This window comes from Haemophilus sp. SZY H68 (assembly GCF_018829685.1).
Taxonomy (GTDB): Bacteria; Pseudomonadota; Gammaproteobacteria; order Enterobacterales; family Pasteurellaceae; genus Haemophilus; species Haemophilus haemolyticus_K.
Genome location: NZ_JAHKKB010000002.1, coordinates 408,229 through 433,729 on the forward strand (window position 1 = coordinate 408,229; position 25,501 = coordinate 433,729).

Here is a 25,501-nt window from a genome sequence, read left to right on the forward strand (position 1 = left end):
AATAAACCGCACTTTAATGAGTTTTATGCGGTAATAATTTATGTCCAATCGCGGATAAAATTGCCCCGCATACTACAACAAATGCGCCAATATAGCTAATATTATTCAATTCTGGTGCTGCAAAATCTGATGGGCTAAAATAATGGGCAATATGAGAAAATAGGATTGTGAAAAGAGGTACAAGTGTGATCACAACACTGACTTTTGATACATCCCAACGATTAAGTGCCTCCGCATAAGAGCCGTATCCAATTAAGGTATTTAAACAGCAGTAAATAAAACAAATCAGAGCTAAAGGTGTGAGTTCTTGTACTTGCGAGAATTCAGCCATCGGCATAAAGGCTATGGCACAACCTAAATACATCATTAGCAAGATTTGTTGTGAATTAAACTTACGCAACATTAATTTTTGCGCCATTCCATAAGCGACCCAAATAAGAGAGCCTGCTACGCTTAAGATGACTCCTGTTGAATACTGATTTAGTCCGGCAAAAACATCAAAACGATCATTAAAGAATAATCCTAAACCAATTAACAATAAGAAAAGCCCAATCTTTTGGTGCAGCCCCAATTTTTCTTTGAAGATCAGTACACCACAGATGAGCATTCCAAAAGAGGATAAATGAATAAAAATTTGTGCAACTGAAGGCTCAATATAATTCAGCGAACTACTAAATAATAGAAAATTGCCGGTAAGACCAGTTACCCCAATAAGAGCAAGCCAAGCATATTGGCCGACTTTCATTAGTTCAGGTAATTTCTTTTTATAAGCAAGTAGGACTAATAATGAGATTGCGGCTACAATAAAACGATACCATACGATAGTTTGCGCATTCATTACAGATAAAGCTTGTTTGAGAGCGATAGGTAAGGATCCCCAAGCCATAGCGGTAATAAGCGCAAAGGTAAAGCCTAATAAAGGTTGTTGTTTCATTGCTGCTCGCTTATGTGAAATTAAAAAAGACAAAACGCCCCACAAAATTGTAGGGCGTTTCAATCGAATAGATTTTAAATTATTCAGTAACAATACTTACGTATTTACGGCTTTTCTCGCCTTTTACTTCAAATTTAACTTTACCATCTGCAGTTGCGAATAAGGTGTGGTCTTTACCCATACCTACGTTGCTACCCGCGTGGAACTTAGTACCACGTTGACGAACAATGATGCTACCTGCTAATACAGATTCGCCACCGAAACGTTTAACACCAAGGCGTTTAGCTTCAGAATCGCGACCGTTACGAGTTGAACCACCAGCTTTTTTAGTTGCCATCTACTTGATCTCCTCTGAAATTATGCTTGAATCCCAGTGATTTTCACTTCTGTGAACCACTGACGATGACCTTGTTGTTTACGGCTGTGTTTGCGACGACGGAATTTAACGATTTTAACTTTCTCGCCACGACCTTGTGCAACTACTTCAGCCACTACTTTTGCGCCAGCAACTACTGGTGCACCGATTTTAACATCTTCACCATTAACGACCATCAACACAGAATCGAACTCAACTGTTGCGCCAGTTGCAAGTTCAAGTTTTTCTAAACGAACAACTTGACCTTCGCTCACACGGTGTTGTTTACCGCCACTTTGGAAAACTGCGTACATAAATACTCCGCTTAATTGTGTTTCCCTGCTCTTTAGCAGTCCACACTTAAAAATTCATATAAATAGGTCGCAAATTCTACGGAAAAATCCTACCTATGGCAAGAATTTATTTACAATAAAATAAAAAAATTCCCTTCATTTGCGGATTGATTTCAGAAAGTCTGAAAATTCGGGTAAAATGCACCGCACTTTTGACTAATAATTGATGAAAAAATGAAGAAACAAGATCTTATGAGCATAGACGAGATCCAGAAACTTGCAGCTCCCGATATGCAAAAAGTTAATCAAAATATTCTTGCTCAGCTTAATTCAGATGTTCCATTAATAGGGCAGTTAGGTTTTTATATTGTTCAAGGCGGCGGTAAACGGATCCGTCCATTGATCTCAGTTCTTGCAGCTCGATCTTTAGGGTTTGAAGGGACTAATTCAATTACTTGTGCTACTTTTGTTGAATTTATTCATACTGCCTCTTTATTACATGATGATGTGGTGGATGAGTCCGATATGCGTCGTGGGCGCGCTACGGCAAATTCAGAATTTGGGAATGCTGCCAGTGTACTTGTAGGAGACTTTATTTATACGCGTGCATTTCAATTAGTTGCACAATTAGAGTCATTGAAGATTTTGGGAATTATGGCCGATGCGACTAACGTTTTAGCGGAAGGCGAAGTTCAGCAATTAATGAATGTTAATGATCCTGAAACGAGCGAAGCTAATTATATGCGTGTAATTTATAGCAAAACTGCCCGTTTGTTTGAAGTAGCTGGTCAGGCTGCTGCAATTGTCGCAGGTGGAACAGAAGATCAAGAAAAGGCTTTACAAGACTATGGGCGTTATCTTGGAACTGCATTTCAGCTCGTCGATGATGTATTGGATTATAGTGCAAATGCGCAAGCTCTAGGTAAAAATGTAGGCGATGATTTAGCTGAAGGAAAACCAACCCTTCCTCTGCTACACGCTATGCGTCATGGTAATGCTCAACAGGCGGCTTTAATTCGTGAAGCGATTGAGCAAGGTGGTAAACGAGAAGCTATTGATGAAGTATTAGCTATTATGGCTGAGCATAAGTCTTTAGATTACGCGATGAATCGTGCAAAAGAAGAAGCCCAAAAAGCAGTAGATGCAATTGCAATGTTGCCAGACAGTGATTATAAGAAGGCATTAATTTCTTTGGCATATTTGTCTGTGGATAGAAATTATTAGCCCTTAATTTAGCTTATATACTTGATCCCAATTAATTTTAATTAAACTTTATGAATACAGAACTTCAATCTAAACCTGAGCAAAGTGCGGTTAACTCTCAAGGTAAAACTCATAAACAAAAGGTACGCAAAGATCCTAATGCACCTTTTATTCGTGAAAAACTTGAGTTGCCAGATGGACATAATAAACTCCTTTTACATTCATGCTGTGCGCCTTGTTCGGGTGAGGTGATGGAAGCAATCCTTGCATCTGGCATTGAATTTACGATTTATTTTTACAATCCAAACATTCATCCACTCAAAGAATATTTAATTCGTAAAGAAGAAAATATTCGTTTTGCTAAAAAATTTGGCATTCCATTTATTGATGCAGATTACGATCGTCAAAATTGGTTTGATCGTGCCAAAGGAATGGAATGGGAGCCTGAGAGGGGAATTCGTTGTACTATGTGTTTTGATATGCGTTTTGAAAAAGCCGCTGAATATGCTCATGAACACGGTTTCCCTGTATTTACTAGTTGCCTGGGTATTTCTCGCTGGAAGGATATGAATCAAATCAATGGCTGTGGGCATCGCGCTGCGGAAAAATATGATGATGTTATTTATTGGGATTACAACTGGCGAAAAGAAGGTGGCTCGCAACGTATGATTGAAATTAGTAAGCGTGAGCGGTTTTATCAACAGGAATATTGCGGTTGTGTGTATTCTTTACGTGATAGTAATAAATGGCGAGAAGAGACAGGTCGTCAAAAAATTGAAATTGGTAAACTTTATTATACGCCAGATTAAGCTCTCTCTTTAATAAGGCTGATATTTTCAGCCTTATTTTCTTTTAAAATTAAGATTGATAGACATTTAAAAAGACCAATTACATCAATTTATAGCATTCTTCATAAAAATTAGGCAAAATACGGGAAATTTTTGAATTCAAAAAAGGATCAAACTATGACTAAACATTATGATTACATCGCTATTGGCGGTGGCAGTGGCGGTATTGCTTCTCTAAATCGTGCTGCAAGCTATGGAAAAAAATGCGCAATCATTGAAGCCAAACATCTTGGGGGCACTTGTGTAAATGTAGGTTGCGTACCTAAAAAAGTAATGTTTTATGGTGCACATATTGCAGAAGCAATTAACAATTATGCGCCAGATTATGGCTTTGATGTTGAAGTGAAAAAATTTGATTTTTCAAAACTGATTGAAAGTCGCCAAGCCTATATTGGTCGTATTCATACATCTTATAACAATGTATTAGCGAAAAATAACATTGATGTAATTAACGGTTTCGGAAAATTTGTCGATGCGCATACTATTGAAGTAACACTTACTGATGGTACAAAAGAGCAAGTAACCGCAGATCATATTTTAATCGCAACAGGTGGCCGCCCATATCGTCCAAACATTAAAGGACAAGAATACGGCATTGATTCAGATGGTTTCTTCGCATTAACCGAATTACCAAAACGCGCTGCTGTTATCGGTGCAGGCTATATTGCCGTTGAACTTTCTGGTGTATTAAATAGCCTAGGCGTAGAAACGCATTTATTAGTGCGTCGCCATGCGCCAATGCGTAATCAAGATCCATTAATCGTAGAAACATTAGTGGAAGTGCTTGCGCAAGATGGAATTCAATTACATACCAATTCCACGCCATCTGAAATTGTTAAAAATGCAGATGGCTCTCTTACAGTAAAATGTGATGGTCAATCTGATGTTATTGTAGATTGCGTTATTTGGGCTGCAGGTCGTGTTCCAGCGACAGATAAAATTGGCTTAGAAAATGCTGGCGTAGAAACGAATGAACGCGGCTATGTCAAAGTAGATAAATATCAAAATACTAATGTGAAAGGCATTTATGCGGTAGGCGATATTATCGAAAACGGCATTGAATTAACACCAGTTGCAGTTGCAGCAGGTCGCCGCCTTTCTGAGCGTTTATTCAATAATAAACCGACTGAACATTTAGATTACAATTTAGTTCCAACCGTTGTATTCAGCCATCCACCAATCGGTACTGTAGGTTTAACTGAACCTCAAGCTATCGAACAATATGGTGCTGAAAATGTTAAGGTATATAAGTCCTCTTTCACAGCAATGTACACTGCGGTCACTCAACATCGCCAACCGTGCAAAATGAAATTGGTTTGTGTGGGTAAAGATGAAAAAGTTGTGGGTTTACATGGTATTGGTTTTGGTGTAGATGAAATGATTCAAGGATTTGCCGTAGCAATCAAAATGGGCGCAACAAAAGCTGATTTTGATAACACCGTGGCTATTCACCCAACGGGTTCAGAAGAATTCGTGACCATGCGTTAATCTTCAAAGCAAAGAAAAAAGAGCGGTAAAATTACCGCTCTTTTTTTGTTTCTAATTTTGCTTAAGTATGTTTAGCTACGTTTAACCAATTTCGTCCAGTTATAATAACCGTACAACGAGTTAAGTAAGTAGGCTGAATACATTAAGTACATAGCTGGTGTTTCTGCCCATAAGAAAATAGAAAGGATATTTAAAGCAATCCATAACAACCACTGTTCACGATAACGCAAAATCATTAAAATCTGTGCAGCAACCGTAATAATTGTAGTTAGACCATCTAAACCAGTTGAACTGCCGCCAGCCGCTTGTAATGCTTGAACAAAAAGCAAAGTACCAATCGTAGTCACAACGATTAATGTCATCCACCCTTTAACAGTTAAAGCTTTGGCAATCACACTTTCTCCACCATCACTATTTTGCATATTGGCTTTCCACATGAAGTAGCCAATAAATTGAGATGGCAAATATACATAGAGTACGGTATTCATTTCGCCTAAGAAATTTGATCCCCAAGCGACATAAAAATAAGTGTAAGCAAAAATTAATCCAAAGAAATAATTACTAATTTTACCTTTACTTACCAATACCACACACAAAATACCGGAAATACCAGAAATCATTGCTAACCAAGAATCTGGCGCTTGTACATAAGCCCAAATCTGCGCGATGATGAAAAGCGCAAGCCAAACAACCTCAAAAAGTTTCCAACCAGAAACAAATTCTTGTTTTAAACGTTCTGCCAAAGTCATGATTTACTCCTGTTGACTTAAATTTGAATGCGAGCATTCTTGCATTGTGCGTTGATAATGTAAAGATTCAGAGACATTTAATTCTCAACTTGTGAAATTCATCACATTTCAATCAAATCCTAAATAATCCATTATTCAGAAAACTCTCTAAAAATTTACCGCACTTTAAATACAATAATCTGGCTCAAGTGATATTTTTGCTTGTAGCAAGAACTGTTTAGTTCGCTCGTGTTGTGGGCAAGTAAAGAATTTATCTGCTGTATTTTGTTCTACAATATTCCCATCTGCCATCAAAATCACACGATCTGCAACATCTTTCGCAAACTGCATTTCATGAGTAACAATAATCATAGTCCATCCTTCCTGTGCAAGTATTTTAAGGGTTTGCAATACCTCGCCTACTAATTCAGGATCCAACGCAGATGTAGGTTCATCTAATAAAATTAAATCTGGTTGTACCGCCAAGGCACGAGCAATACCAACTCGTTGTTGCTGCCCACCAGAAAGTTGTGATGGAAATAAATCTGCTTTAGCTCTTAACCCAACCTTCTCTAACAACATTAATGCTTTTTTTCGAGCCTGCTCTTTCGGTTGTTTTTGAACCACCAGCATCCCTTCCATTACATTCTCAAGTGCTGTACGATGGGGAAATAAATTATATTGTTGAAATACCATTGATGAACGACGGCGTAAACTTAATTCATCCGATTTCGTAATTTTTCGACTAAAATCAATTTTCAAATCACCATCAGTAAAAACTAACTTACCTTGCTCTGGGCGCTCTAACAAATTTAGGCAACGCAAAAATGTCGTTTTTCCTGAGCCTGAGGGACCTAAAATAGCGACAACTTCACCTTTATTTATCTCAAAATCAATGCCTTTTAATACATGATTGCCATTAAAGTTTTTTTGAATATTGGTTACTTTTAACATAAACATTCCTTATAAATGGCGAGATAAGCGAATTTCAAGACGATCTTGTAAGAAAGATAAAACAAAACAGAAAATCCAATAAATTAAAGCGGCCTCACTATAAATTAAAATAAATTCATAGTTTGCTGCCGTAATATTCTGTGCGATACGGAATAATTCTGTCACTAAAACAAGAGAAGCTAGTGAAGTGTCTTTCACTGTACTAATAAAAGTATTAGAAAGTGATGGTACTGAAATACGTAAAGCCTGTGGCATAATTGTACGAATAAATGCTTGTCGATAATTCATACCTATCGCATAAGAAGCTTCCCACTGCCCTTTAGGTATAGCAATAATTGAAGCTCGAACTGTCTCTGCTGCATAAGCACCAATATTAATAGAAAATGCAATAATCGCTGTCGGGAAGGGCTCTAAAGTAATACCAACTTCAGGTAATCCATAAAAAATAATAAAAATTTGTACTAACATCGGTGTACCTCGAATTATAGAGATATACACTCGACATAAAGCCTGTAACAATTTTAAGGGTAAATTAGGGCTAGGCAAAGTACGAATAACTGCAACAATCACTGCAATAAGCAAACCACAGAAGAAGGAAATGACTGCCAATGGCAATGTGTATAAAATTGCTGCTTCCAACATAGGCCAAAACGAGCTGATTACATAATCAGCTCGTTCTGCGCTCATAAATGGAAGACTCGCCAACCAATTATTGAGTAATATCATCACCAAACCATTCAATTGAAATCTGTTTTAATGTACCATCTTGGCGAAGTGCTTCAAGTGCTTGATTAAATTTTGTAATCAATGCATCTTCACCTTGTAAAAAAGCAAAGGCTGTTGGAATTTTATCCCCACGATCATAAGCAATTTTTAAACCAGCATTCGGGTGTTGTTTAAAATAATCTAATACAGCCAATTTATCATTAATTGTTGCTTCTGCACGGCCTTGTTTAATAAGCTCTAAGCTCTGTGCTAAACCATCCACTACAAGAATCTGCGCGCCTGCAGCTTTTGCATCTTTACCCCAATTACTTGTTGCAGATTGCGCAGATTTACGACCCTTCAAATCTTCAAATGATTTAATACTGTTATCCGATGATTTTGTTACAATCACCCCACCAGAATAATTATAAGGCGTTGTGAAACTGTATTTTTTTAAACGCTCTGGGCTTGGGTTAGTTTGGTTTGCAATCACATCAAAACGTTTTGCATTCAACCCCGCATACATTGCATCCCATTGTGTTTCTTTAAATTCTACTTTCAAACCGAGCTTTTCAGCCACTTTACGAATAACCTCTACATCAAAGCCTGTTAATTTTCCACTTTTATCATGGAAAGTAAATGGCGCATAAGTCCCTTCTGTCCCTACGAGCAATGTCTTTGTTTTCTCAACGCGTTCTGAAATTTCACCTGCGTTTGAAAGTGTAGAAAATGTTAAACCCGCAGCCAAAAGTGCGGTTGTAAAAAATAGTTTTTTCATAATTGTATTCCTTATATGATGTTTGAATTAGCTTGATTATAAAAGTCTAATTAATAGAAAAACAAGACGATTATGTAATGAGTTAGATTTTTTAGTTATAAGAAGAACATTAAAAGTGCAGCAAAATTTTACCGCACTTTACCCGTAATATAACCTATCCCTCAATGCCCTCAAATAATGCGGTACTTAAATAACGTTCTGATGCCGAAGGTAAAATAGCCACAACTAATTTATCCTTAAATTCTGGTAATTTAGCAATGCGATCTGCAGCAGCGACAGCTGCACCAGATGAAATACCTGCAAGAATGCCTTCTTCTGCCATTAGGCGACGAGCTGTGGCAAGTGCGGTATCACTATCAACGGTTTCTACACGATCAATAATAGATAAATCTAAATTTTTTGGAATAAAACCAGCACCGATGCCTTGAATTTTGTGTGGGCCTGGTTTTGCTTCTTCGCCAGCTAAAGTCTGAGTAATGACGGGAGATTCCACTGGCTCAACGGCAACAGAAGTGATTTGTTTACCAAAATCTAATTTAATCGAGCGAGAAATCCCCGTAATCGTACCACCTGTTCCTACGCCAGCAACAACAACATCGACTTTACCATCCGTATCTTTCCAAATTTCAGGACCAGTGGTTTCTTGATGAATTTGTGGATTGGCTGGATTCTCAAATTGTTTAAGCATGACATAGCGGTTTGGATCAGAAGCAACAATTTCTTCTGCTTTCGCAATCGCGCCTTTCATTCCTTTTGCGCCTTCGGTAAGCACTAAATTCACACCCAATCCACGCAATAAACGTTTTCTTTCTAGGCTCATTGTTTCCGGCATGGTGAGCGTGATTTTATAACCTCTAGCAGCTGCAACATAGGCCAAAGCGATACCTGTGTTACCGCTCGTTGCATCTACAATTTCTTTCCCTTTCGTGAGCGTGCCATCTTTTTCTGCTTGCCACACCATATTCGCCCCAATGCGGCATTTTACGCTGTAGCTTGGGTTACGACCTTCAATTTTCACCACCACATTGCCATTGTGACCAAAGTGTTTTAAACGCACAAGTGGCGTATTTCCGATAGAATAAGAATTGTCTGCATAAATTGTCATAATATTTCCCTTTCGTTGGACTTCGTTAATGTTGGTTTATTTATAGCACCGCACTTTTGATTAAAAAAATAGTTATTTGATCTATTTTATAACCGTAAGCTATTTAACAATCCCTGTATTTTGTGAATGAACCTCAAGCCCTGTTTGAGATGAAGAATCGCTATTCATATTAAAACGTAAGTCATTACGATAATTTTCCACCCACATCACCGTCGCACCACATACTGCAACAGGCATGATTAATAAATTAATCACAGGTACAAATGTGCAACAAGTTACTAATCCACCAAAAGTTAAACTTTGAGTTCGTTGATTGCCAAGCGCATTTTTCATGATATCAAAAGAAACTTTATGATTATCAAAAGGATAATCACAGTATTGAATGGCCATCATCCAACAAGTGAACAAGAAAGTTAGTACTGGTACGATGGTTTGCCCAACCAAAGGAATAAAACTCAGTAAAAACAAGGCGATAATTTTTGGTAGGCTATAACGTAATTTTTGCCATTCTCGAGCAAGCATACGAGGCACATCTCTCATTACATCCACGAGACTATCATCATTAATATTTTCACCTGTCAGCATTTTTTCTACTTTTTCCGCCAACAAACCATTAAAAGGGGCGGCAATAAAGCCAGAAAGTGTGGTGAAGGTAAAATAAAATAGCAATAAAATCGTTAAAATCGACAGTGTTAACAAAATTACACTGAGAAAACTAAGCCAGTCTGGAATAAAATTCATCACCCAATCAATCGCACTGGTGATTTGGCTAATAAAAAGCCAAAATAAACCACAAAGTAAAACGGTATTGAGCAAAATTGGAATAATAACAAACCGACGCAAACCTTTTTGTGTGATGTAATGCCAGCCCATTACAAAATAATGGAAACCCGATTTTAATTCATTAGGATTCAACATTTTTCTTTCCTTTCAATAAAAATACGCCTAAAACAGACCGCTCTTTTCCCTTAAAATTCCACGCATTGAAGTATTTTTTCACCTACTGAAATATGGTAGGATTAGCGCCATTAATAGCATTCTCGCAAGACTAGCACGCGTAAGGAATAAAGATGGATTTAAATACAATTTTGATTATTGTGGGCATTTTGGCACTTGTTGCCTTAATCGTGCACGGATTATGGTCAAATCGTCGTGAGAAATCAAAATATTTTGATAAAGCTAATAAATTTGACCGCACTTCTCATGTGCAAAGATCACATCCTCAAGAAGAGGCGATGCCGACAAATGCTAATTTGTCTCACGCAGTGCAAGCAAATGCACCAATTCGTCATCAAGTCATGCCTAATACTGCAGTAACTCAAGAACCTGTTGATTATAGACAAAGTGAAAAAAGTGTCGATGACATTAAGATTTCAATTCCAAATGTTCAACCTGTTTATGATATGGGAAATCATCGTTCTGAGCCGTTAAAGCCGACTCAACCACAATATGATATGCCGACATCAAATAGCGTTGCGAATATGACATTGGAACAAATTGAAGAACAAAGCCAAAATGCTAGTTTCGATGGAATTAATTCGTCATCACCAGAATTAAGAGCGCAACTTGCAGAATTAGCTCACGAAGAACGTCAAGTGGACTACAACGTATCTTTTAATGAACCAAAAGCAGAAACAACAGCTAAACCGAAACAAAAAACTGGCTATATTCAACTTTATCTTATTCCAAAATCTAGTGACCAATTCAATGGTGCGAAATTAGTACAAGCACTTGAAAACTTAGGCTTTATCTTGGGTGAGGATGAAATGTATCACCGCCACTTAGATTTAAGTGTGGCAAGTCCAGTTCTATTTAGCGTGGCAAATTTAGAACAGCCTGGAACATTTGATGCTTACAACTTAGTAGATTTTAGCACAATGGGAATTGTATTCTTTATGCAACTACCATCACCAGGTAATAATCTCGCTAATTTACGAATGATGATTCGCGCAGCGCATACATTAGCTGAAGATTTACAAGGCATTGTACTTACTGAAGAACAAGAAATCTTTGATGAAAATGCAGAGCAAACATATCTTGCTCGCGTGTAAATTCATACCTTAAATTTATCGCACTTTTATCTTTATTGAGACAGGCTTTATGCCTGTCTATTTTCACTCTAAACACACAAAAAGTGCGGTCATGTTTCCTCGAGAATTTTATGACAAATATTCAAACTCAAATAGACAATCTACGCAAAACCTTGCGCCAATATGAATACGAATATCATGTTCTAGATAATCCTACAGTGCCTGATAGCGAATATGATCGTCTATTTCATCAGCTAAAAGCGTTAGAACTAGAACATCCTGAATTTCTTACTTCAGACTCCCCAACTCAACGTGTTGGTGCAAAACCACTTTCTGGGTTTAGCCAAATTCGTCATGAAATTCCCATGCTCTCTTTGGATAATGCTTTTTCCGATGAAGAATTCAATGCCTTTGTAAAACGCATTGAAGATCGTTTAATCGTATTACCTAAACCACTTACCTTCTGTTGTGAACCCAAACTTGATGGTTTGGCAGTGAGTATTTTGTATGTAAATGGCATTCTCACCCAAGCTGCCACTCGTGGTGATGGCACCACAGGCGAAGATATTACAGCCAATATCCGTACTATTCGTAATATTCCATTACAACTTCTAACGGACAATCCTCCAGCACGTTTAGAAGTGCGAGGCGAAGTTTTTATGCCACACGCGGGATTTGAGCGTTTAAATGAATATGCACTAGAACATGGTGAAAAAACTTTTGCTAACCCTCGTAATGCGGCAGCAGGATCTTTGCGTCAACTTGATCCTAATATTACAAGTAAACGCCCATTGGTATTAAATGCTTATGGTATTGGAATTGCTGAAGGCGTTGAACTTCCAAGCACTCATTATGCTCGTTTGCAATGGCTAAAATCCATCGGTATTCCAGTGAATCCAGAAATTCGTTTATGTAATGGCACAAATGAAGTTTTAGATTTTTACCGAGATATTCAGAATAAACGAAGCTCGCTGGGTTATGACATTGATGGGACAGTATTAAAAATCAATGATATAGCCTTACAAAATGAGTTAGGATTTATTTCTAAAGCACCTCGTTGGGCGATTGCTTATAAGTTCCCAGCTCAAGAAGAATTAACTGTCTTGAATGATGTTGAATTCCAAGTTGGCCGAACGGGTGCAATCACACCAGTCGCTAAATTAGAACCAGTGTTTGTTGCAGGTGTTACAGTAAGTAATGCCACCTTACACAATGGTGATGAAATTGAACGCTTAAATATTGCTATTGGCGATACTGTTGTCATTCGCCGAGCAGGCGATGTAATTCCACAAATTATCGGTGTACTACATGAACGTCGCCCTGATAATGCAAAACCAATTATTTTCCCAACAAATTGCCCTGTGTGTGACTCTCAAATTATTCGTATTGAAGGCGAAGCGGTGGCTCGCTGTACAGGAGGATTATTCTGTGCAGCACAACGCAAAGAGGCGTTAAAACATTTCGTCTCTCGTAAAGCAATGGATATTGATGGTGTAGGCGGAAAATTAATAGAACAATTAGTCGATCGAGAACTGATTCATACACCCGCGGACTTATTTAAACTTGATTTAACTACGCTCACACGCTTAGAAAGAATGGGCGCAAAATCTGCAGAAAACGCTCTCAATAGTCTTGAGAAAGCCAAAAGCACGACTCTTGCTCGCTTTATTTTTGCTTTAGGAATACGTGAAGTTGGTGAGGCCACTGCATTAAATCTTGCTAATCACTTCAAAACTTTAGATGCGCTTAAAGCCGCTGATCTTGAGCAACTTCAACAAGTTCCTGATGTAGGTGAAGTTGTAGCAAACAGAATTTTTGTATTCTGGCGTGAAACGCATAATGTTGCTGTCGTTGATGATTTAATCGCACAAGGCATACATTGGGAACCAGTGGAAGTAAAAGAAGCCAGTGAAAACTTATTCAAAGATAAAACCGTCGTCCTCACAGGCACCCTCACTCAAATGGGTCGCAACGAAGCAAAAGCATTACTACAACAGCTAGGTGCAAAAGTAAGTGGTTCTGTATCCAGTAAAACGGACTTTGTCATCGCAGGTGACGCAGCTGGCTCTAAGCTCGCCAAAGCACAAGAACTAAATATTACAGTATTAACAGAAGAAGAATTTTTAGAGCAGGTTAATATTTTAAATTAGTAGGATTTAAATCCTATAAACAAGAGCGGCCAAAAATCATCATATTTTTGACCGCTCTTTTGTATTTAAATGTTAAGTTATCCACTTACTGACATAGTCGTTTTGTCTTCTTTCATCCTTACTTAAATACGCAGCTGCCCGTATTAATGACGGTAATTTGATTGAGATTACAGTTTCAACACACAGCCGCGCGGAGGCGGCTGCTGAATTGATACGCTTGTGCCTGATCGCAATCGAGGTTTCAACACACAGCCGCGCGAAGGCGGCTGCAATAAATTAAGTGCTTCTGTACCAAATTGGTTCTGTTTCAACACACAGTCGCGCGAAGGCGGCTGCTCCCTACATAAAAAAGTAAGAAAAATCAGCGAATTAAACACTGTATTTCGCTAACTGATTTTATGATAAGGAGTTTGGTAAGTATAACGGCCATACTGCCGTTATACAAATAGATTAATTTATCCAAATTGTTAAAGAAAATAAGGATCGCTATCCTATCAGGGGTTTAATGAGAACAACAGGTTAGCGAACTAAATGACAAGCACGTCTTTAAATACATCCACTGCCGGTTTTGCCCCATGATGCTCCACTTTATTACGCCACTTACTGCCCAAATGGTAAAAACGCAGGCTGTCACATGTGGGATCGTAGGTTTCCAACAGTTTGTTTTTCAACACAACCCACTGGTCAGGAGTGACATCACATTCAAATACTGAATATTGTGCTCGCACGCCGTAATCTAAGCAATGTTTTGCTATGCGGCGCAATCGCGCTTGTCCGTTTGGATCGTCAAAAGAAATGTCGTAAGTAATCAGCATTAACATAGTTTATCTCATCAAAAATGGCGGGTATTCCACCAAATCTTCACGCAAGTGCCGCGCCAACAGCATCGCCTGAATATACGGCAGCAGCCCGATTTCCACTTCCTCGCCTAAAAACGGATGAACGATTTTTTCCTGCTTTTTCGCCTGCAAGGCTTGAAACAACAGCTTACGCGCATCGGCTTTTAAGCTCACCGCGCCGCTTGCCTCGGTAACAAAATCCTGCGGTTTGATTTGCCCGCGGTTAATCAGCGATAGCACCAGCCTGTCCGCCCACCACGCACGGAATTCTTCCAAAATATCCTGCGCCAAACTGTCGCGTCCCGGCCGGTCGGCGTGCAGAAAGCCTACCTGCGGATCCAGCCCTACGCCTTGCAGCGCGCCGCTGATGTCCTTGCCCAAGATGCTGTACACAAACGACAACAACGCATTTACCCCGTCTCTGGGCGGACGGCGGTTGCGCCCGTCAAAAGAAAAGCCGCTTTTTTCGCTCAAAAGCTGCCCGAACACGCCGAAATAACGTGCCGCCGCATCGCCCTCAACGCCGCGCACCACGTCCAGTTCCGCCGCGCCCTTCAACTGCCGCAGCGAAATATTCAAAGCATCGACCGCACTTTGAATCGCTGCATTCTCGCCGTAATTGCGAATCTGCCGCTGAAGCACCCGCTTACTCGCCTGAATCTTCGCCGCAATGATATTGCGCGCAATCGGCACAGGATTTTGCTCCGATACCCGATACTGCGCCCGACGCAACAGCACATTGCCGCTCTGTCGCCCCTGAAACCATCCCCAAAAACGCCCGTTTTCGGTAAAAAACGCTAAATTCACATTATTTTCACCGCAAAATCCCAGCAGAAACGGCGACACCAACACATTGCCAAAACAGAAAATATGCCCGATGGAATGCACCGGCAACTGCGCTACCTTCTTACGCTCCAGCTCCACCACCAGCGTTTCCCGCTCCTTATGCAGATAACTGCCTTGGGTGGTGATATAGAGCGTGTTTTGCAGTTTGCGCATGGAAAACTCCTTGGATTTTGACCGCAGTTTTGGGTTTTACGGGTTGGTTGGGATACCTGAAAATTCTCGGTAGGTTGGGTTAGGCGGAACGCCGTAACCCAACACAACGGCTCGGCTTTTCAAATATTGTTTTTCAGACGACCTTGACTGAGGATTTCAGCCATTCTGCCCTTGTTCTATATTTAATCCATATTTATCTGATACATCTGATAGTTGTTTATCAAACTTCTTAAGAGCCTTGTCATTAATTATATTAATAAACCTTGTTATAAAAAATAGTAAATGTTCGACATCATTTTTATTTATATTCACATAAGTCCCGTTATTGTAACCATTATTGTGCGTAAAGGAGTTTCTAACTCTTATCATCTCAGTGCTATATTTTTCTAATTTTATTTCATCATATTTAATGTTTAGATTAAATATCTTGTTGCATAAGATAGCTATTTCGAAAGGATTGTTTATAGTTTTATTTTTATACTCATTAACAATTTCATTTATATTTGTTAGTAATTTCTTTTTTCTTCCTAAATTATCATTTGCAGAGGAAATAAGTTTTTTCTCATCGACATCTACTTCATTTTTAATTAAACCAGATATAAATCCATGAACAAATCCTTCTAGTGCAGAACATATATTGCAATATAAACAACCTAATAAAAAATCATCTGAATTAGATGTGTGGGGTATAATTTTTTTTAACTGCTCTAAATTTTTCTTACACTCATCAATTTTTTCATATAATTCTAAAGCACAATCAAATAAATTGAATAATTTATCCAATCCTTGATTATGCATATCCATTTCCTCTTCAAATTTGTCAAGCTCTTGTATAATCGCATCTAATTCATCATCTAAAATTTCATTTTCTTCTACAGAAAAATTATTTACAGTAGTGTTCATAAAATCCTCCAATACCATTTAGGGGATAAATATAGTGGTGCAGCCACACACTCATTGGGTGCATACAGGCTACGGTTTGCTCATGTAGAAACTGCCTAAGTGGAGATATAGAGCGTGTTTTGCAGTTTCCACATGAGGGTTTTCCTATCTATTTCCTAAACTACTAGGCTTACCAATAATCCCTTTTTCATATGTTGCCAACCAATCTAAAAAACTAGACACTAAAACGTGGTCATCTATATTTTTATGGTTGGGTCCTTTCTTAACGATCCCAAGGAATTTTTCAGGCAATAATGGCGCTTTGTCTCCAAAGTACCAAAAATCCCCACATATTAAAACATTCGTAGAATTCAAATCATGGCTCATATTGCCTTCATCATGGAAAGGGTTATTTAACTGAGTCCAACTTCCATTTTCTTTATAATAAATATTATCTCCTCTTCTTCTTGAAATATTTTCATCACTTGGTTTTTTGACTTGATATATTGGATTTTCAAAATATTCATTCATATTCACTACATCAGATACCTGAGCTGCATAAATTAATCGGTTTTTATAAACTCCAGAGCTAGAGCCTATTCCAACAAGAATATCTCCTATTTTTGAACTATTTCTTATTTTTGGTTTGCATGTAGCAAGGGTTAAAAATCCACCATAAGGATTAGGAGCAAAACCATAATCATGTGTAACGATATAACTCATTATTTTCATAATTTTATCTCGATTAAATAATGTAAATTCTCTATTCGCAAAATAGCTCAGCCACATACCCCACACTCCTATCCCGTTTCCCCAGCAATTCCGGCTGACAAATCTCCACCAGTGAGCAGGCTTTGCAGCGTTTGCCGTAGTCGGGTGGCGGGGTTTGGCCGCTGTTTAAAAGTTCGCGCACGGCAGCGATGGTGGCGAGGGTTTGGGCGCGCAGGTCGTCTGAAAACACGACGGGGACGCGGTGGCGGGTTTGCATATACCACAGCGCGCCCTCAGAGACGGTTTGCCCCGTCATTTCTTCCAAGCACAAGCCTTGGACGCAAAGCTGGATTTCGTCCATCGGGTCGGATTTGGGGTTGCCGCGTTTGTATTCCACAGGTTTCAGACGGCCTGTTTTTGTATCCACTTCCACTAAATCCAACACGCCGCTGATGCCCAGTTTTTCCGCCGACACATGCACCGTCCGCTCAAATCGTATGCCCTTGCGCGTTTCCGGCTCGCCTGAATCCACCCGCTCATGCAACGCCTTGCCTTGCGCGGTCAAATAGTTCTCCACCCACGCCTGCTCGTTATGAATCAACGCGCATTGGCGCGGGCAGAAGGCGTAGTGTTGCAGGGCGGAAAGGGGAATCAGGCGCGTGTCCTGATTTTCCCCTTGGGTTTTGGTTAAAAGTGCGGTCACAAAAAACTCCGTTTTTTGAACGTTGGCTATGCCAACGGCCCCGAAGGAGCGAATAAATCACATAAGTGATTTATGAGTATCTTTTTAAGTGTTTTTAAAGCAGCTCTTCCACACTCACGCCATTCAGGTCATCTGAAACCACGCTGATTTTGTAATCGCCAAAACCGCTTGCAGGCGTACCTAATTCGCCGTTTACGCGTTCGACTTTCACGGCGTCAAACAGTTTATGTGCAGGCTGGCTGCCGAGTGCACTGTCGTGTTTAAACACAATCAGTTTGCGTGCTGCCATTTCGCCACGGGCGGCGGAGCGGTCGTGTTCAAACATCAGCGTCAGGGCTTGCCAGAGTTTGGCTAAATCGTCGTCTGAAAAACTGGTTTTAGCAGCAAGGTTGGCGGAGATAAAGCCATGCACGCGGTAGAGCGCGTAAGGGACGATGTATTTTCGCCCCATAGTGCGTTCTTTTTCCAAGTCTTTTTCGTTGGTGACTGCCATGCGGGTGATGGAAACTTCCAGCGGCACAATCGGGTCGATGGATTGGGCAAACGCCAGCTGCACCGGGCCACGCACTTGTCCGCTGTTGACTTCGGTAGTCATCACGGCGCCAAAGGTGCGGATATCAAAGAAGTTTTTGCACATCCAAGCGGTAATGTCGCGGGCTTTGGCTTCGTCTTTTGGCAGTTTTTTGGCTTCCGACTCAATGCCAAGTGCTTCATAAGCACGTTTGTTTTGTAGGTTTAACACGCTTTTTTCTTTGATGTAGATTTCGTAACCGGCTTCGTTTTCGCTGCTGATTTCGACAAAATTACGGATTTTGCGTTTTAAGCAGACATCGGTTACCAAGCCTTTGCTGGATTCGGGGTCGAGGCGCGGCATATTGCCCGCATCGGGATCGCCGTTGGGGTTGCCGTTGGTTACGTCAAAAAAGTAAACAAATTCATAGCGGTTTTGAATGGCAGACATTTTCTGGCTCCTTAGTTTTCAATGGTTTCAGCGGTTTCTTTTTTAGCAAAATAGCTTTGTTTTTGATGGTAATAGCCGATGGCGAAGCGGCCTTGCTCATCAATGCTCAAATGGCGAGGAAAGGTTTCGGGCAGTTTGGCAATGATTTCGCCCAAATCTTTATCCAAATTCACCGCCATACCGGCTTTGTCTTTACGCAAGCGCGATAAATGGTGTTTTGCGCCCGACAAAAGACGCGGAAAAACCGAAAACGGCACGGCGGATGCAGAGCCGTAATAGCGGTCGGCAATGCCGGCGTTTAATTCGCCCAACGCCTGATATTGAATGCGCTCCAACACGGCAAACAGCCGCCCTAAAAGATAGGCGCGATTCGGGCTTTCATTGTTCAAACTCATAGGAACTCCTTCTTCGATAAAACCTTTTCTAAAACGCCGCTCTAATACGGCTTTCATCATTGCCACGCGCAGACCGTTTACATCGCCGTCGGCGCGGATTCGGGTAATCAGTTGCGACAGCAAACTTAAGGGATACGGCGTGCCGCAAATCACGGCGCGGGTCATTTCGCCTGCCAATACGGGCGAGATGTTTTCGCTTTTGCCCAATACGGCAGTTTGCAATAAGAGTCGCCAAATCGACGGCGGGGTTTTCCATGCGCAAGGCTCAATGACTAAATCTTGCCAATGCTGCGCCAAATTTCCCGCCAACTGCCCAAACGTGGTATCCAGCCAAAACCGAACAGAAATTCGTGCGGCATTAGGGGCAAGCCCTAAGATATAAAAACGGGTATTGGCAGAGAGTTCGGGCGCAATTTCTTGCAGTGGGCGACCTTTGCCGATTTGTTCCAATACGTTGAAAATTTTGGCGCTTTCTTGTTCGTCATCCGGCGGTGTGAACACTTGCGCAAAGAAGCCTTCGGCAGCCTGCGCCGTAGCGCTATCGTCCGCTTCCGCCCAAAAGACCGTGCTGGCATCGCCGATGGTCAGGCAGTGATTATTTTCGCGGCGCAACAGATAGTTCAGCGCGGTGGTGTAGGCAAAGGCAGATTGTTCGGAAACGGGCGCATTTGCGCCTTGCTCCTTGCCGAACGAGGCAAAGGCTTCTTTATTAAACGAAATAATCGAACCGCCGGAGCTTTGCCCGCCAAACACGCCTTTAATCGCCGGATGCAGCCGTGCAATCGGGGCGGTGTCGCCGCTAATCAGACACAAGCCCTCAAGCGCTTCGTCGCTTTTCAGGCAGCCAGCCCACAAGCTTTGTGCGGCTTCGCGTTTATGGATAAGTGCGGTCGGTTTTTCAAGAGAAAATGCGATGTTGGCATCAAGCATTTTGGAAGGCAGATTTGCGGCGGCAAAATGTGCAGGCTGCCAGTTTTGCAGAAAACGGCACAAGGCTTGCAGGCCTTCATCTTCACTGTTTTGCAGTAAATCGAGATGATATTGCTTAAAGGCTTCAAAGGTTTTTCCAGACGGCGTAAACGGCTTTTCCTTCGCTTCGGCTTTGTTTTTATTGGCTTCCACGCCAAGCGCGTAGGCGGTTTTATCCCACAAAAAATTCGGTTTGATGCCCGACGTGCGTTTTTCAGGGCGCGGCACGCTCATCAGCTTCGGCTGCGGCTTTTTATCGACGGTCAGATTCGGCACAACGGTTTTCAGACGACCTTCTTTATCCAACACCAAAATCCAGCCGATTTTCTCCTCGCTAAAACCATAAGGCGGCACTTTCGGATTGCCCATTTCATCGGTTTTTGCTGCCAAACGGCGGTAATAGCGGGCAAGGGACGCAAGAATCATGCTTTCACCTCCTCGGCGTAAAACGGCGGCACATCAATCACGCCATCTTTCATTTCCGCGCGGAAAAAATGCGGCGTGTTGCCGTGATCAAAATCAATATCGTGCAGCATCCAGCCTAAATCACGGTTTGCCTCGTTTTCCGATAACGCCGACGGCGGCAGCGGCTCGTCTTCATCAATCAACGCAAAATCGGCAGGAAATTCACGCACGCCCAAACAAGGTTGCTGAAAGCATTGCCCCTTTTTCGCACGGCGTTTGAACATCTCAATATGCTTGGTAACGGTCTCATCCGCCCCCGCTTTTGCCGTCAGCACCGCATGGGCTTCAATCACATAAGCCACGTCTTTAAGCACTGTCGCCGCGCGCTGCTGGCGGTCGTCTTCAATCAGCGTATATAAATCGGCAACGCTCTTGCGCTTCATCGCCCCGCTGACCTTACCCGCCGAAATCTTGCCGCCCAATTCATTGCGCCGCACCGACTCAAACCGAATTGGCTTCAACACATAAATCCGGTCAATCACCCACCGAATCGCCGGCTTCCAATGCACCGCCGCCAAAATCCCGCGCGCCGCCGACGGTGTGATAACATCATAAGACACCCGCTCCACCTTCATCTCCGGACGGGTAAAACAGGCATAATCGCCCCAAATGTGTAGGCGGATTTGGTTCATTGGGTTCTCCTTTTGTTGTCATCGGCAGTTATTCGAAAATTTCGGATAGCTGGATTTTCTTTGTTTGGTTGGGAAGTGCGGATTTAGACGACGTTTTGAAAACGTTGGGGAAAATGACCGCACTTTTGCTTCTTGATGGAATATTTTCAACTAAGCCCAAATCATTTTGGCAATTTTAAACAGCAAAATATGGCGTTCTTCTAGTGCTTTTGCATCAAATTCATTAATTGCCTTCAATTCATCCAACTTATGTTCCTTCTTAAACCGTTCCACATCAAGATTTGACTTGTAAAAATCCTCTCTCAATGTTTCGTTCCAAAGCAAAGTCCCTGAATAAGTTTTTAATTTTTGCTGATAGATTTCATTGCTACTAGAAATATTGTCTTTTCCTTTTAATAACAAAATTCCACCTAGTCTATTTCGCTCCACAAGGAAAGTATCTTCATCTTCAAAATGTTTTTGACTTTCTTCATTTCGAGATAGGATGTGTTCAATATGAAATCCATTTTTTGCGCCTGTTTTTGTAACTAAATCTTCATAAGTATGTCGCATTTTGACATCAAATTGTTCAGCAAGAAAACCTTCTACCCGCGCAAAGAAATAGCGTTTAAAACGAGTATTTAAATTATCTCCTGTTGTTTTAAACAAGGAATAGATCATTGATTCATCAGACGTTGTTTTATCTTTTAATGCGTCTTTTAACTCTTTATCAAACGCACAACGGATAATTTCGTCGTTATCAGCATTGCGAATAGTTGCAGCAATTCGATGTAGTGCCTCTTGGAAGTTATTACTTTCGTAAACGCTCTGAAGTTGCAACAAAGAAAACAATCTATCTGTTTCTAGTGCAATTTTCTTAATCTTCTCCTCTTCTTTCTCATCATTAATCTTACAGGCAGATAGCCCTAACAAAAGCACACCATCAATATCATTTAAACGATTAAACGCAAATCCACCTACCTCATCTTTTTTAAGATGAGTTGATAATTTCACATACAAATCAGCATAATAAGTAAAATCTTCATCTAAGAAATCCATAACCCCTTGCGGATTATGATCAAGTTTCAAATTTTGTTGAAATTCAGTTGAAAACATTAATCGATGATAATCACCATCATAACGCTTGGCATCACTACGGCTTTGGCTAAAACGAGCTTTTAGATAAAAACGGAAAAAACGATCGGTTTCATCATCAGATAACTTATTAATTGCACGCGTTTTATCTTCCCAAAGTTGGTTATATTGTTTTTTATCCAATATAATCTTATCAATTTGCCCAAGCAGTTTACCTTTTAGAATTTCATAAGGCTTTAAACGTACCCCACGGTCATTAATGACTTCAAATACCATGGGAACGTCTGTCTGTTCTACAGATAAATTAATCAACACCAAGCGACGTAAAAAATAAAATATAAATGTTTCTAATTGATGTTTTTCTTTTATATTCTGATCTAACCAAGATTTGATTTCCTTATAGTTCTTAACCATATTATCGGCTGTTAATCCGCTATCTATTGGCGCGTCATCAATCTTTTCTTTAAACAATGCTTCCAACGTTGCCAAATGAGCTTCATGCCTCATCCAAAAAGTTTTTTTATAGCCTGATTGTCCAAATATTTTATTTTTTACCCAATCAGACAATTCGCTGTCATAGGCAGCAGCCCTATGATGCAAATTTAACAATATTAAAGTTAAAGTGGTTAGCCTTTGCTATCCATCTACAACATAAACACGTCCATCTATTGTATTGGTTACATAGGTATTCAAGTAATACCAAGGATATTTACTATCGATAACCTGTTCATCAGGGGGCAAACTACTATTCTGTTGATAGACTTCATTAAATTTATAAAAAATATCATCTAACAACCGCTTTACAGGTTCTTTTGTCCACTTATATTCTCGTTGATAAAAATCAATATAGTATTGAGTATTACTAAAAACTTTATCTATATTTTGTTTGTCTGGAGAAATATCCATGTTGTTTCCTTTAGTTAAGTTAATAAATATATAAAACGAGCATTAAACCATACTGATTTATACTTATTTTATCATCTTGCTTTAATCAAAATACTGAATTTTCAGCTTTGATAAAAACATTATCCTCCCAACTCAACCCCGCCACATCATCATACAAATCCAGCCCGATCAGCGTATAAAACTGTTTGCCGAAGTTTTTCTCATTAATTGGTTCGATACGCCCTGCTTTATACAAAGCGGCGAGGGCATTTTTGGGGATTTGGACGGTGTAGAGTTGCAGTTTGCGTAAGAGTCCGCCGATGTGGTCGGCGTGGTGCAGGCTGCTAATGAGGTTTTCAGCCTCACCATCGAAGGGAATAATCAGCGGCTGCATATGGCTTTCAATCATGCGGAATTTGTCGGCGATGGTTTGGAATGGGAAATCGAGGCTTTGCCCTGTATCGTTGTGCATTTTAAGGATTTTTTTATTGTCCAGTTCGCTGCTTTTTAATTGATAAAGCTCGGCGAAGTAGGCAGCGACGGCTTGGGTGGATAAGAGGTCGTCTGAAAAGCTATCGGCGGTCAGGCGCATAACGGCGGCTTGGGCGGCAAGTTCAGGCGGGGCTTTCCATTGTTCTTCTGGCGTAAATATCCAGACAAAGCTGTTTTCAGACGGCCTTTTGCCTTCGCGATTGCAACGTCCTGCGGCTTGGGCAACGCTGTCTAAACCTGCTTCGGCGCGCATTACTAGCGGAAAATCCACATCAACGCCGGCTTCGATTAAGGAGGTGGCGATGACGCGGCAGGGTTCTCCGCTTTTCAGACGACCTCTGATCTCATCGAGCTTTTGACTGCGGTGTTTGGCGCACATTAAGGTGGTCAGGTGGAACGTACCCTCAAGGTGTTTGGCTTGGTCGTACAGGCTGCGGGCGTGGCGGCGGTTATTGACGATGACGAGCATTTGCGGGTGTTCGCCAAGTTTGGCGAGCAGGTCGGCGTCGGTTTGTTTGCCGATGTGTTGCACGGTGGTGCGGCGCAGTTTGTCGAAAAGTGCGGTCGGTTTTGGGGCTATTTCGCGCACGTTTTCAAAGCCGCGATAGAAGCCGTTTTCAGCTTGCACAGCTGGCTGGGTGGCGGTGCACATGACGACGCTGCAGCGGTAATTTTGCGACAATTCTTTGATGGCTTGCATGATGGGCAGCAAAAGATTGAGCGGCAGCATTTGCGCTTCATCGAGGATAATGACGGAGCCTGCGATGTTGTGCAGTTTGCGGCAGCGCGAGGAGCGGTCGGCAAAGAGGGATTCGAAGAATTGCACGGCGGTGGTCACGACAATCGGCACGTCCCAGTTTTCCGAGGCAAGGCGCAATTTATCTTTGGTGGCCTCATTTTGCAGTTTGCCGTCGTCGAAGGTGCTGTGGTGTTCCAACACGGCTTGTTCGCCCAATTCGCCAAAGGCTTTGCGAAATTCAGCGGCATTTTGTTCGATGATGCTGGTGAACGGGATGACGTAAATGACGCGCCGCATTCCGTGCCGTTTGGCGTGTTCCAGCGCGAACGCCATGGAAGTGAAGGTTTTACCGCCTCCGGTCGGCACGGTGAGCGTGAACAGCCCTTGCGGTTGTGCCGCTTGTTCTACGGCATGATCGAGAATTTCACTGCGCAGGCGGTTTAAGGCGGCATTGCGTTTTTCGGCTTCAGTTTGCTCTGGAGCTTGGGCGATACGTCGTCTGAAATAGTTGATAAATTGATTGAAATTGCGTTGTAAGGCGTTTAAATCGGGATAACCGCCGCGCTCGACGGCGTTGTTTTCTAGGTTTAAATAAAAGGCTTCGGTATCGAGATAATCGGCATCCACTAAGCAGGAATAGAGCATTCGGGTGAAGAAGGCGTAGGAGAAAAAAGGATGATGCGCGTCAGCTTTGAGTGGCGGTGCGGACAGGTTTTGAGGGAGCTTGATTTCTTGTTGCCACAGGTTATCAAGGGCGGGAATATCTTCGCCAAATTGCAAGGCTAGACGCTGTTTCAATGTGCGGCGGTTATCACCTTCACCGCTCCCGTTGGCTAGCCCTGCATGATGCCCCGCAATGCAAAACGCCATCAACTTGCCGAGCACATTTCCCCAACGCTCAACAGCAATTTTGGCTCCGGCAGTAGCATGATCGACTGATGGGCCACCATGCAATCGGTGATTAAAGGCTTCTGAATATTTCCCCAAATCATGCAGCTGTCCCGTCTGGCAGGCAATTTCCTGCGCACCAAATACCTGAGCAAACTCCGACGCCATTTCTCCAACATTTACCGAATGGCTTTGTAAGGTTTGCCAATGTTCGTAAGGTAAAAGATTGCTGAGTTCGTCTTGTGCAGAATGGGCGTAGTACAGAAGCTTAGCAGGCATAAAAATAATCCTTTATA

The 25,501-nt window shown here is 41.3% G+C and carries 25 protein-coding genes and 1 pseudogene; 5 read left to right on the top strand and 21 right to left on the bottom strand.

All coding sequences use genetic code 11. The features are described from left to right. Window positions 1–13: 13 nt before the first annotated feature. From KP712_RS05885 to rplU, 3 genes are all read right to left on the bottom strand, one after another. Entirely contained in the window at window positions 14–934 is a 921-nt protein-coding gene (locus tag KP712_RS05885) for a DMT family transporter (RefSeq protein WP_215770671.1), read from the bottom strand. 79 nt (window positions 935–1,013) lie between these two features. Then, window positions 1,014–1,271, bottom strand: a complete 258-nt coding sequence (gene rpmA / locus KP712_RS05890) for a 50S ribosomal protein L27 (protein WP_005626413.1) — start codon at window positions 1,269–1,271, stop codon at window positions 1,014–1,016. Between the two features lie 20 nt (window positions 1,272–1,291). After that, window positions 1,292–1,603 (bottom strand): 50S ribosomal protein L21, encoded by a 312-nt coding sequence (gene rplU, locus KP712_RS05895; protein ID WP_005626416.1) that lies wholly within the window; start codon window positions 1,601–1,603, stop codon window positions 1,292–1,294. Window positions 1,604–1,816: 213 nt separating this feature from the next. Between rplU and ispB the strand changes: the two genes are divergently transcribed. The 3 genes from ispB (at window position 1,817) to gorA (ending at window position 5,121) form a co-directional block, all read left to right on the top strand. Next, window positions 1,817–2,806 carry an octaprenyl diphosphate synthase gene (gene ispB / locus KP712_RS05900; RefSeq protein WP_215770672.1) on the top strand — a complete coding sequence of 330 codons (990 nt, stop codon included), beginning with the start codon at window positions 1,817–1,819 and terminating at the stop codon, window positions 2,804–2,806. 50 nt (window positions 2,807–2,856) lie between these two features. Then, entirely contained in the window at window positions 2,857–3,594 is a 738-nt protein-coding gene (locus tag KP712_RS05905; protein ID WP_215770673.1) for an epoxyqueuosine reductase QueH, read from the top strand. Window positions 3,595–3,750: 156 nt separating this feature from the next. Beyond that, the gene (gene gorA / locus KP712_RS05910; RefSeq protein WP_215770674.1) at window positions 3,751–5,121 is read left to right on the top strand and encodes a glutathione-disulfide reductase; all 1,371 of its coding nucleotides are present in this window, start codon (window positions 3,751–3,753) and stop codon (window positions 5,119–5,121) included. 71 nt (window positions 5,122–5,192) lie between these two features. Here gorA and pnuC read toward each other — a convergent pair whose 3' ends face one another. From pnuC to cysZ, 6 genes are all read right to left on the bottom strand, one after another. Then, complete coding sequence (pnuC, locus tag KP712_RS05915) at window positions 5,193–5,870, bottom strand: nicotinamide riboside transporter PnuC (protein ID WP_215770675.1); 678 nt, start codon at window positions 5,868–5,870, stop codon at window positions 5,193–5,195. 165 nt (window positions 5,871–6,035) lie between these two features. Continuing rightward, entirely contained in the window at window positions 6,036–6,803 is a 768-nt protein-coding gene (locus tag KP712_RS05920; protein ID WP_215770676.1) for an amino acid ABC transporter ATP-binding protein, read from the bottom strand. Window positions 6,804–6,812: 9 nt separating this feature from the next. After that, the gene (locus KP712_RS05925; RefSeq protein WP_215768003.1) at window positions 6,813–7,529 is read right to left on the bottom strand and encodes an amino acid ABC transporter permease; all 717 of its coding nucleotides are present in this window, start codon (window positions 7,527–7,529) and stop codon (window positions 6,813–6,815) included. Beyond that, window positions 7,513–8,286: an amino acid ABC transporter substrate-binding protein gene (locus KP712_RS05930; RefSeq protein WP_065265444.1), complete on the bottom strand. Its 774-nt coding sequence runs from the start codon at window positions 8,284–8,286 to the stop codon at window positions 7,513–7,515. Before KP712_RS05930 ends, KP712_RS05925 begins: the two co-directional genes overlap by 17 nt. Before the next feature lie 154 nt (window positions 8,287–8,440). Then, a complete protein-coding gene (gene cysK / locus KP712_RS05935) occupies window positions 8,441–9,391 on the bottom strand; it encodes a cysteine synthase A (protein WP_215770677.1) in 951 nt (316 codons plus the stop codon). Between the two features lie 99 nt (window positions 9,392–9,490). Next, a complete protein-coding gene (gene cysZ / locus KP712_RS05940; RefSeq protein ID WP_215770678.1) occupies window positions 9,491–10,309 on the bottom strand; it encodes a sulfate transporter CysZ in 819 nt (272 codons plus the stop codon). Window positions 10,310–10,461: 152 nt separating this feature from the next. On the opposite strand from cysZ, the gene zipA reads away from it, so the two are divergent. Beyond that, window positions 10,462–11,442 carry a cell division protein ZipA gene (gene zipA, locus KP712_RS05945; RefSeq protein WP_215770679.1) on the top strand — a complete coding sequence of 327 codons (981 nt, stop codon included), beginning with the start codon at window positions 10,462–10,464 and terminating at the stop codon, window positions 11,440–11,442. A gap of 110 nt (window positions 11,443–11,552) precedes the next feature. After that, complete coding sequence (gene ligA, locus KP712_RS05950; RefSeq protein WP_215770680.1) at window positions 11,553–13,571, top strand: NAD-dependent DNA ligase LigA; 2,019 nt, start codon at window positions 11,553–11,555, stop codon at window positions 13,569–13,571. Between the two features lie 527 nt (window positions 13,572–14,098). On the opposite strand, the gene cas2 is transcribed toward ligA, so the two are convergent. The 12 genes and pseudogenes from cas2 to cas3 form a co-directional block, all read right to left on the bottom strand. After that, complete coding sequence (gene cas2, locus KP712_RS05955) at window positions 14,099–14,392, bottom strand: CRISPR-associated endonuclease Cas2 (protein ID WP_215770681.1); 294 nt, start codon at window positions 14,390–14,392, stop codon at window positions 14,099–14,101. 3 nt (window positions 14,393–14,395) lie between these two features. Further along, window positions 14,396–15,409, bottom strand: a complete 1,014-nt coding sequence (cas1c, locus tag KP712_RS05960; protein ID WP_215770682.1) for a type I-C CRISPR-associated endonuclease Cas1c — start codon at window positions 15,407–15,409, stop codon at window positions 14,396–14,398. Between the two features lie 156 nt (window positions 15,410–15,565). Then, the gene (locus tag KP712_RS05965; RefSeq protein WP_215770683.1) at window positions 15,566–16,312 is read right to left on the bottom strand and encodes a HEPN domain-containing protein; all 747 of its coding nucleotides are present in this window, start codon (window positions 16,310–16,312) and stop codon (window positions 15,566–15,568) included. Window positions 16,313–16,456: 144 nt separating this feature from the next. Continuing rightward, the gene (locus KP712_RS05970) at window positions 16,457–17,080 is read right to left on the bottom strand and encodes a hypothetical protein (RefSeq protein ID WP_215770684.1); all 624 of its coding nucleotides are present in this window, start codon (window positions 17,078–17,080) and stop codon (window positions 16,457–16,459) included. Next, window positions 17,055–17,705, bottom strand: a complete 651-nt coding sequence (cas4, locus tag KP712_RS05975; protein ID WP_215770685.1) for a CRISPR-associated protein Cas4 — start codon at window positions 17,703–17,705, stop codon at window positions 17,055–17,057. Before cas4 ends, KP712_RS05970 begins: the two co-directional genes overlap by 26 nt. Before the next feature lie 94 nt (window positions 17,706–17,799). Beyond that, window positions 17,800–18,666: a type I-C CRISPR-associated protein Cas7/Csd2 gene (cas7c, locus tag KP712_RS05980; protein ID WP_215770686.1), complete on the bottom strand. Its 867-nt coding sequence runs from the start codon at window positions 18,664–18,666 to the stop codon at window positions 17,800–17,802. 11 nt (window positions 18,667–18,677) lie between these two features. After that, window positions 18,678–20,456, bottom strand: coding sequence for a type I-C CRISPR-associated protein Cas8c/Csd1 (gene cas8c / locus KP712_RS05985; protein WP_215770687.1), 1,779 nt, complete (start codon window positions 20,454–20,456; stop codon window positions 18,678–18,680). Continuing rightward, on the bottom strand, window positions 20,453–21,127 hold the full coding sequence (cas5c, locus tag KP712_RS05990) for a type I-C CRISPR-associated protein Cas5c (protein WP_215770688.1): 675 nt from the start codon (window positions 21,125–21,127) through the stop codon (window positions 20,453–20,455). Before cas5c ends, cas8c begins: the two co-directional genes overlap by 4 nt. Before the next feature lie 150 nt (window positions 21,128–21,277). Further along, window positions 21,278–22,222 carry an HNH endonuclease family protein gene (locus tag KP712_RS09185; protein ID WP_308163122.1) on the bottom strand — a complete coding sequence of 315 codons (945 nt, stop codon included), beginning with the start codon at window positions 22,220–22,222 and terminating at the stop codon, window positions 21,278–21,280. Window positions 22,223–22,420: 198 nt separating this feature from the next. Next, a pseudogene (locus KP712_RS09170) lies at window positions 22,421–22,825 on the bottom strand (hypothetical protein); the annotation flags it as partial. Window positions 22,826–22,837: 12 nt separating this feature from the next. Next, complete coding sequence (locus KP712_RS06000; protein ID WP_215770690.1) at window positions 22,838–23,107, bottom strand: DUF262 domain-containing protein; 270 nt, start codon at window positions 23,105–23,107, stop codon at window positions 22,838–22,840. 85 nt (window positions 23,108–23,192) lie between these two features. Then, window positions 23,193–25,484, bottom strand: coding sequence for a CRISPR-associated helicase Cas3' (gene cas3 / locus KP712_RS06005; RefSeq protein ID WP_215770691.1), 2,292 nt, complete (start codon window positions 25,482–25,484; stop codon window positions 23,193–23,195). Window positions 25,485–25,501: the final 17 nt, after the last annotated feature.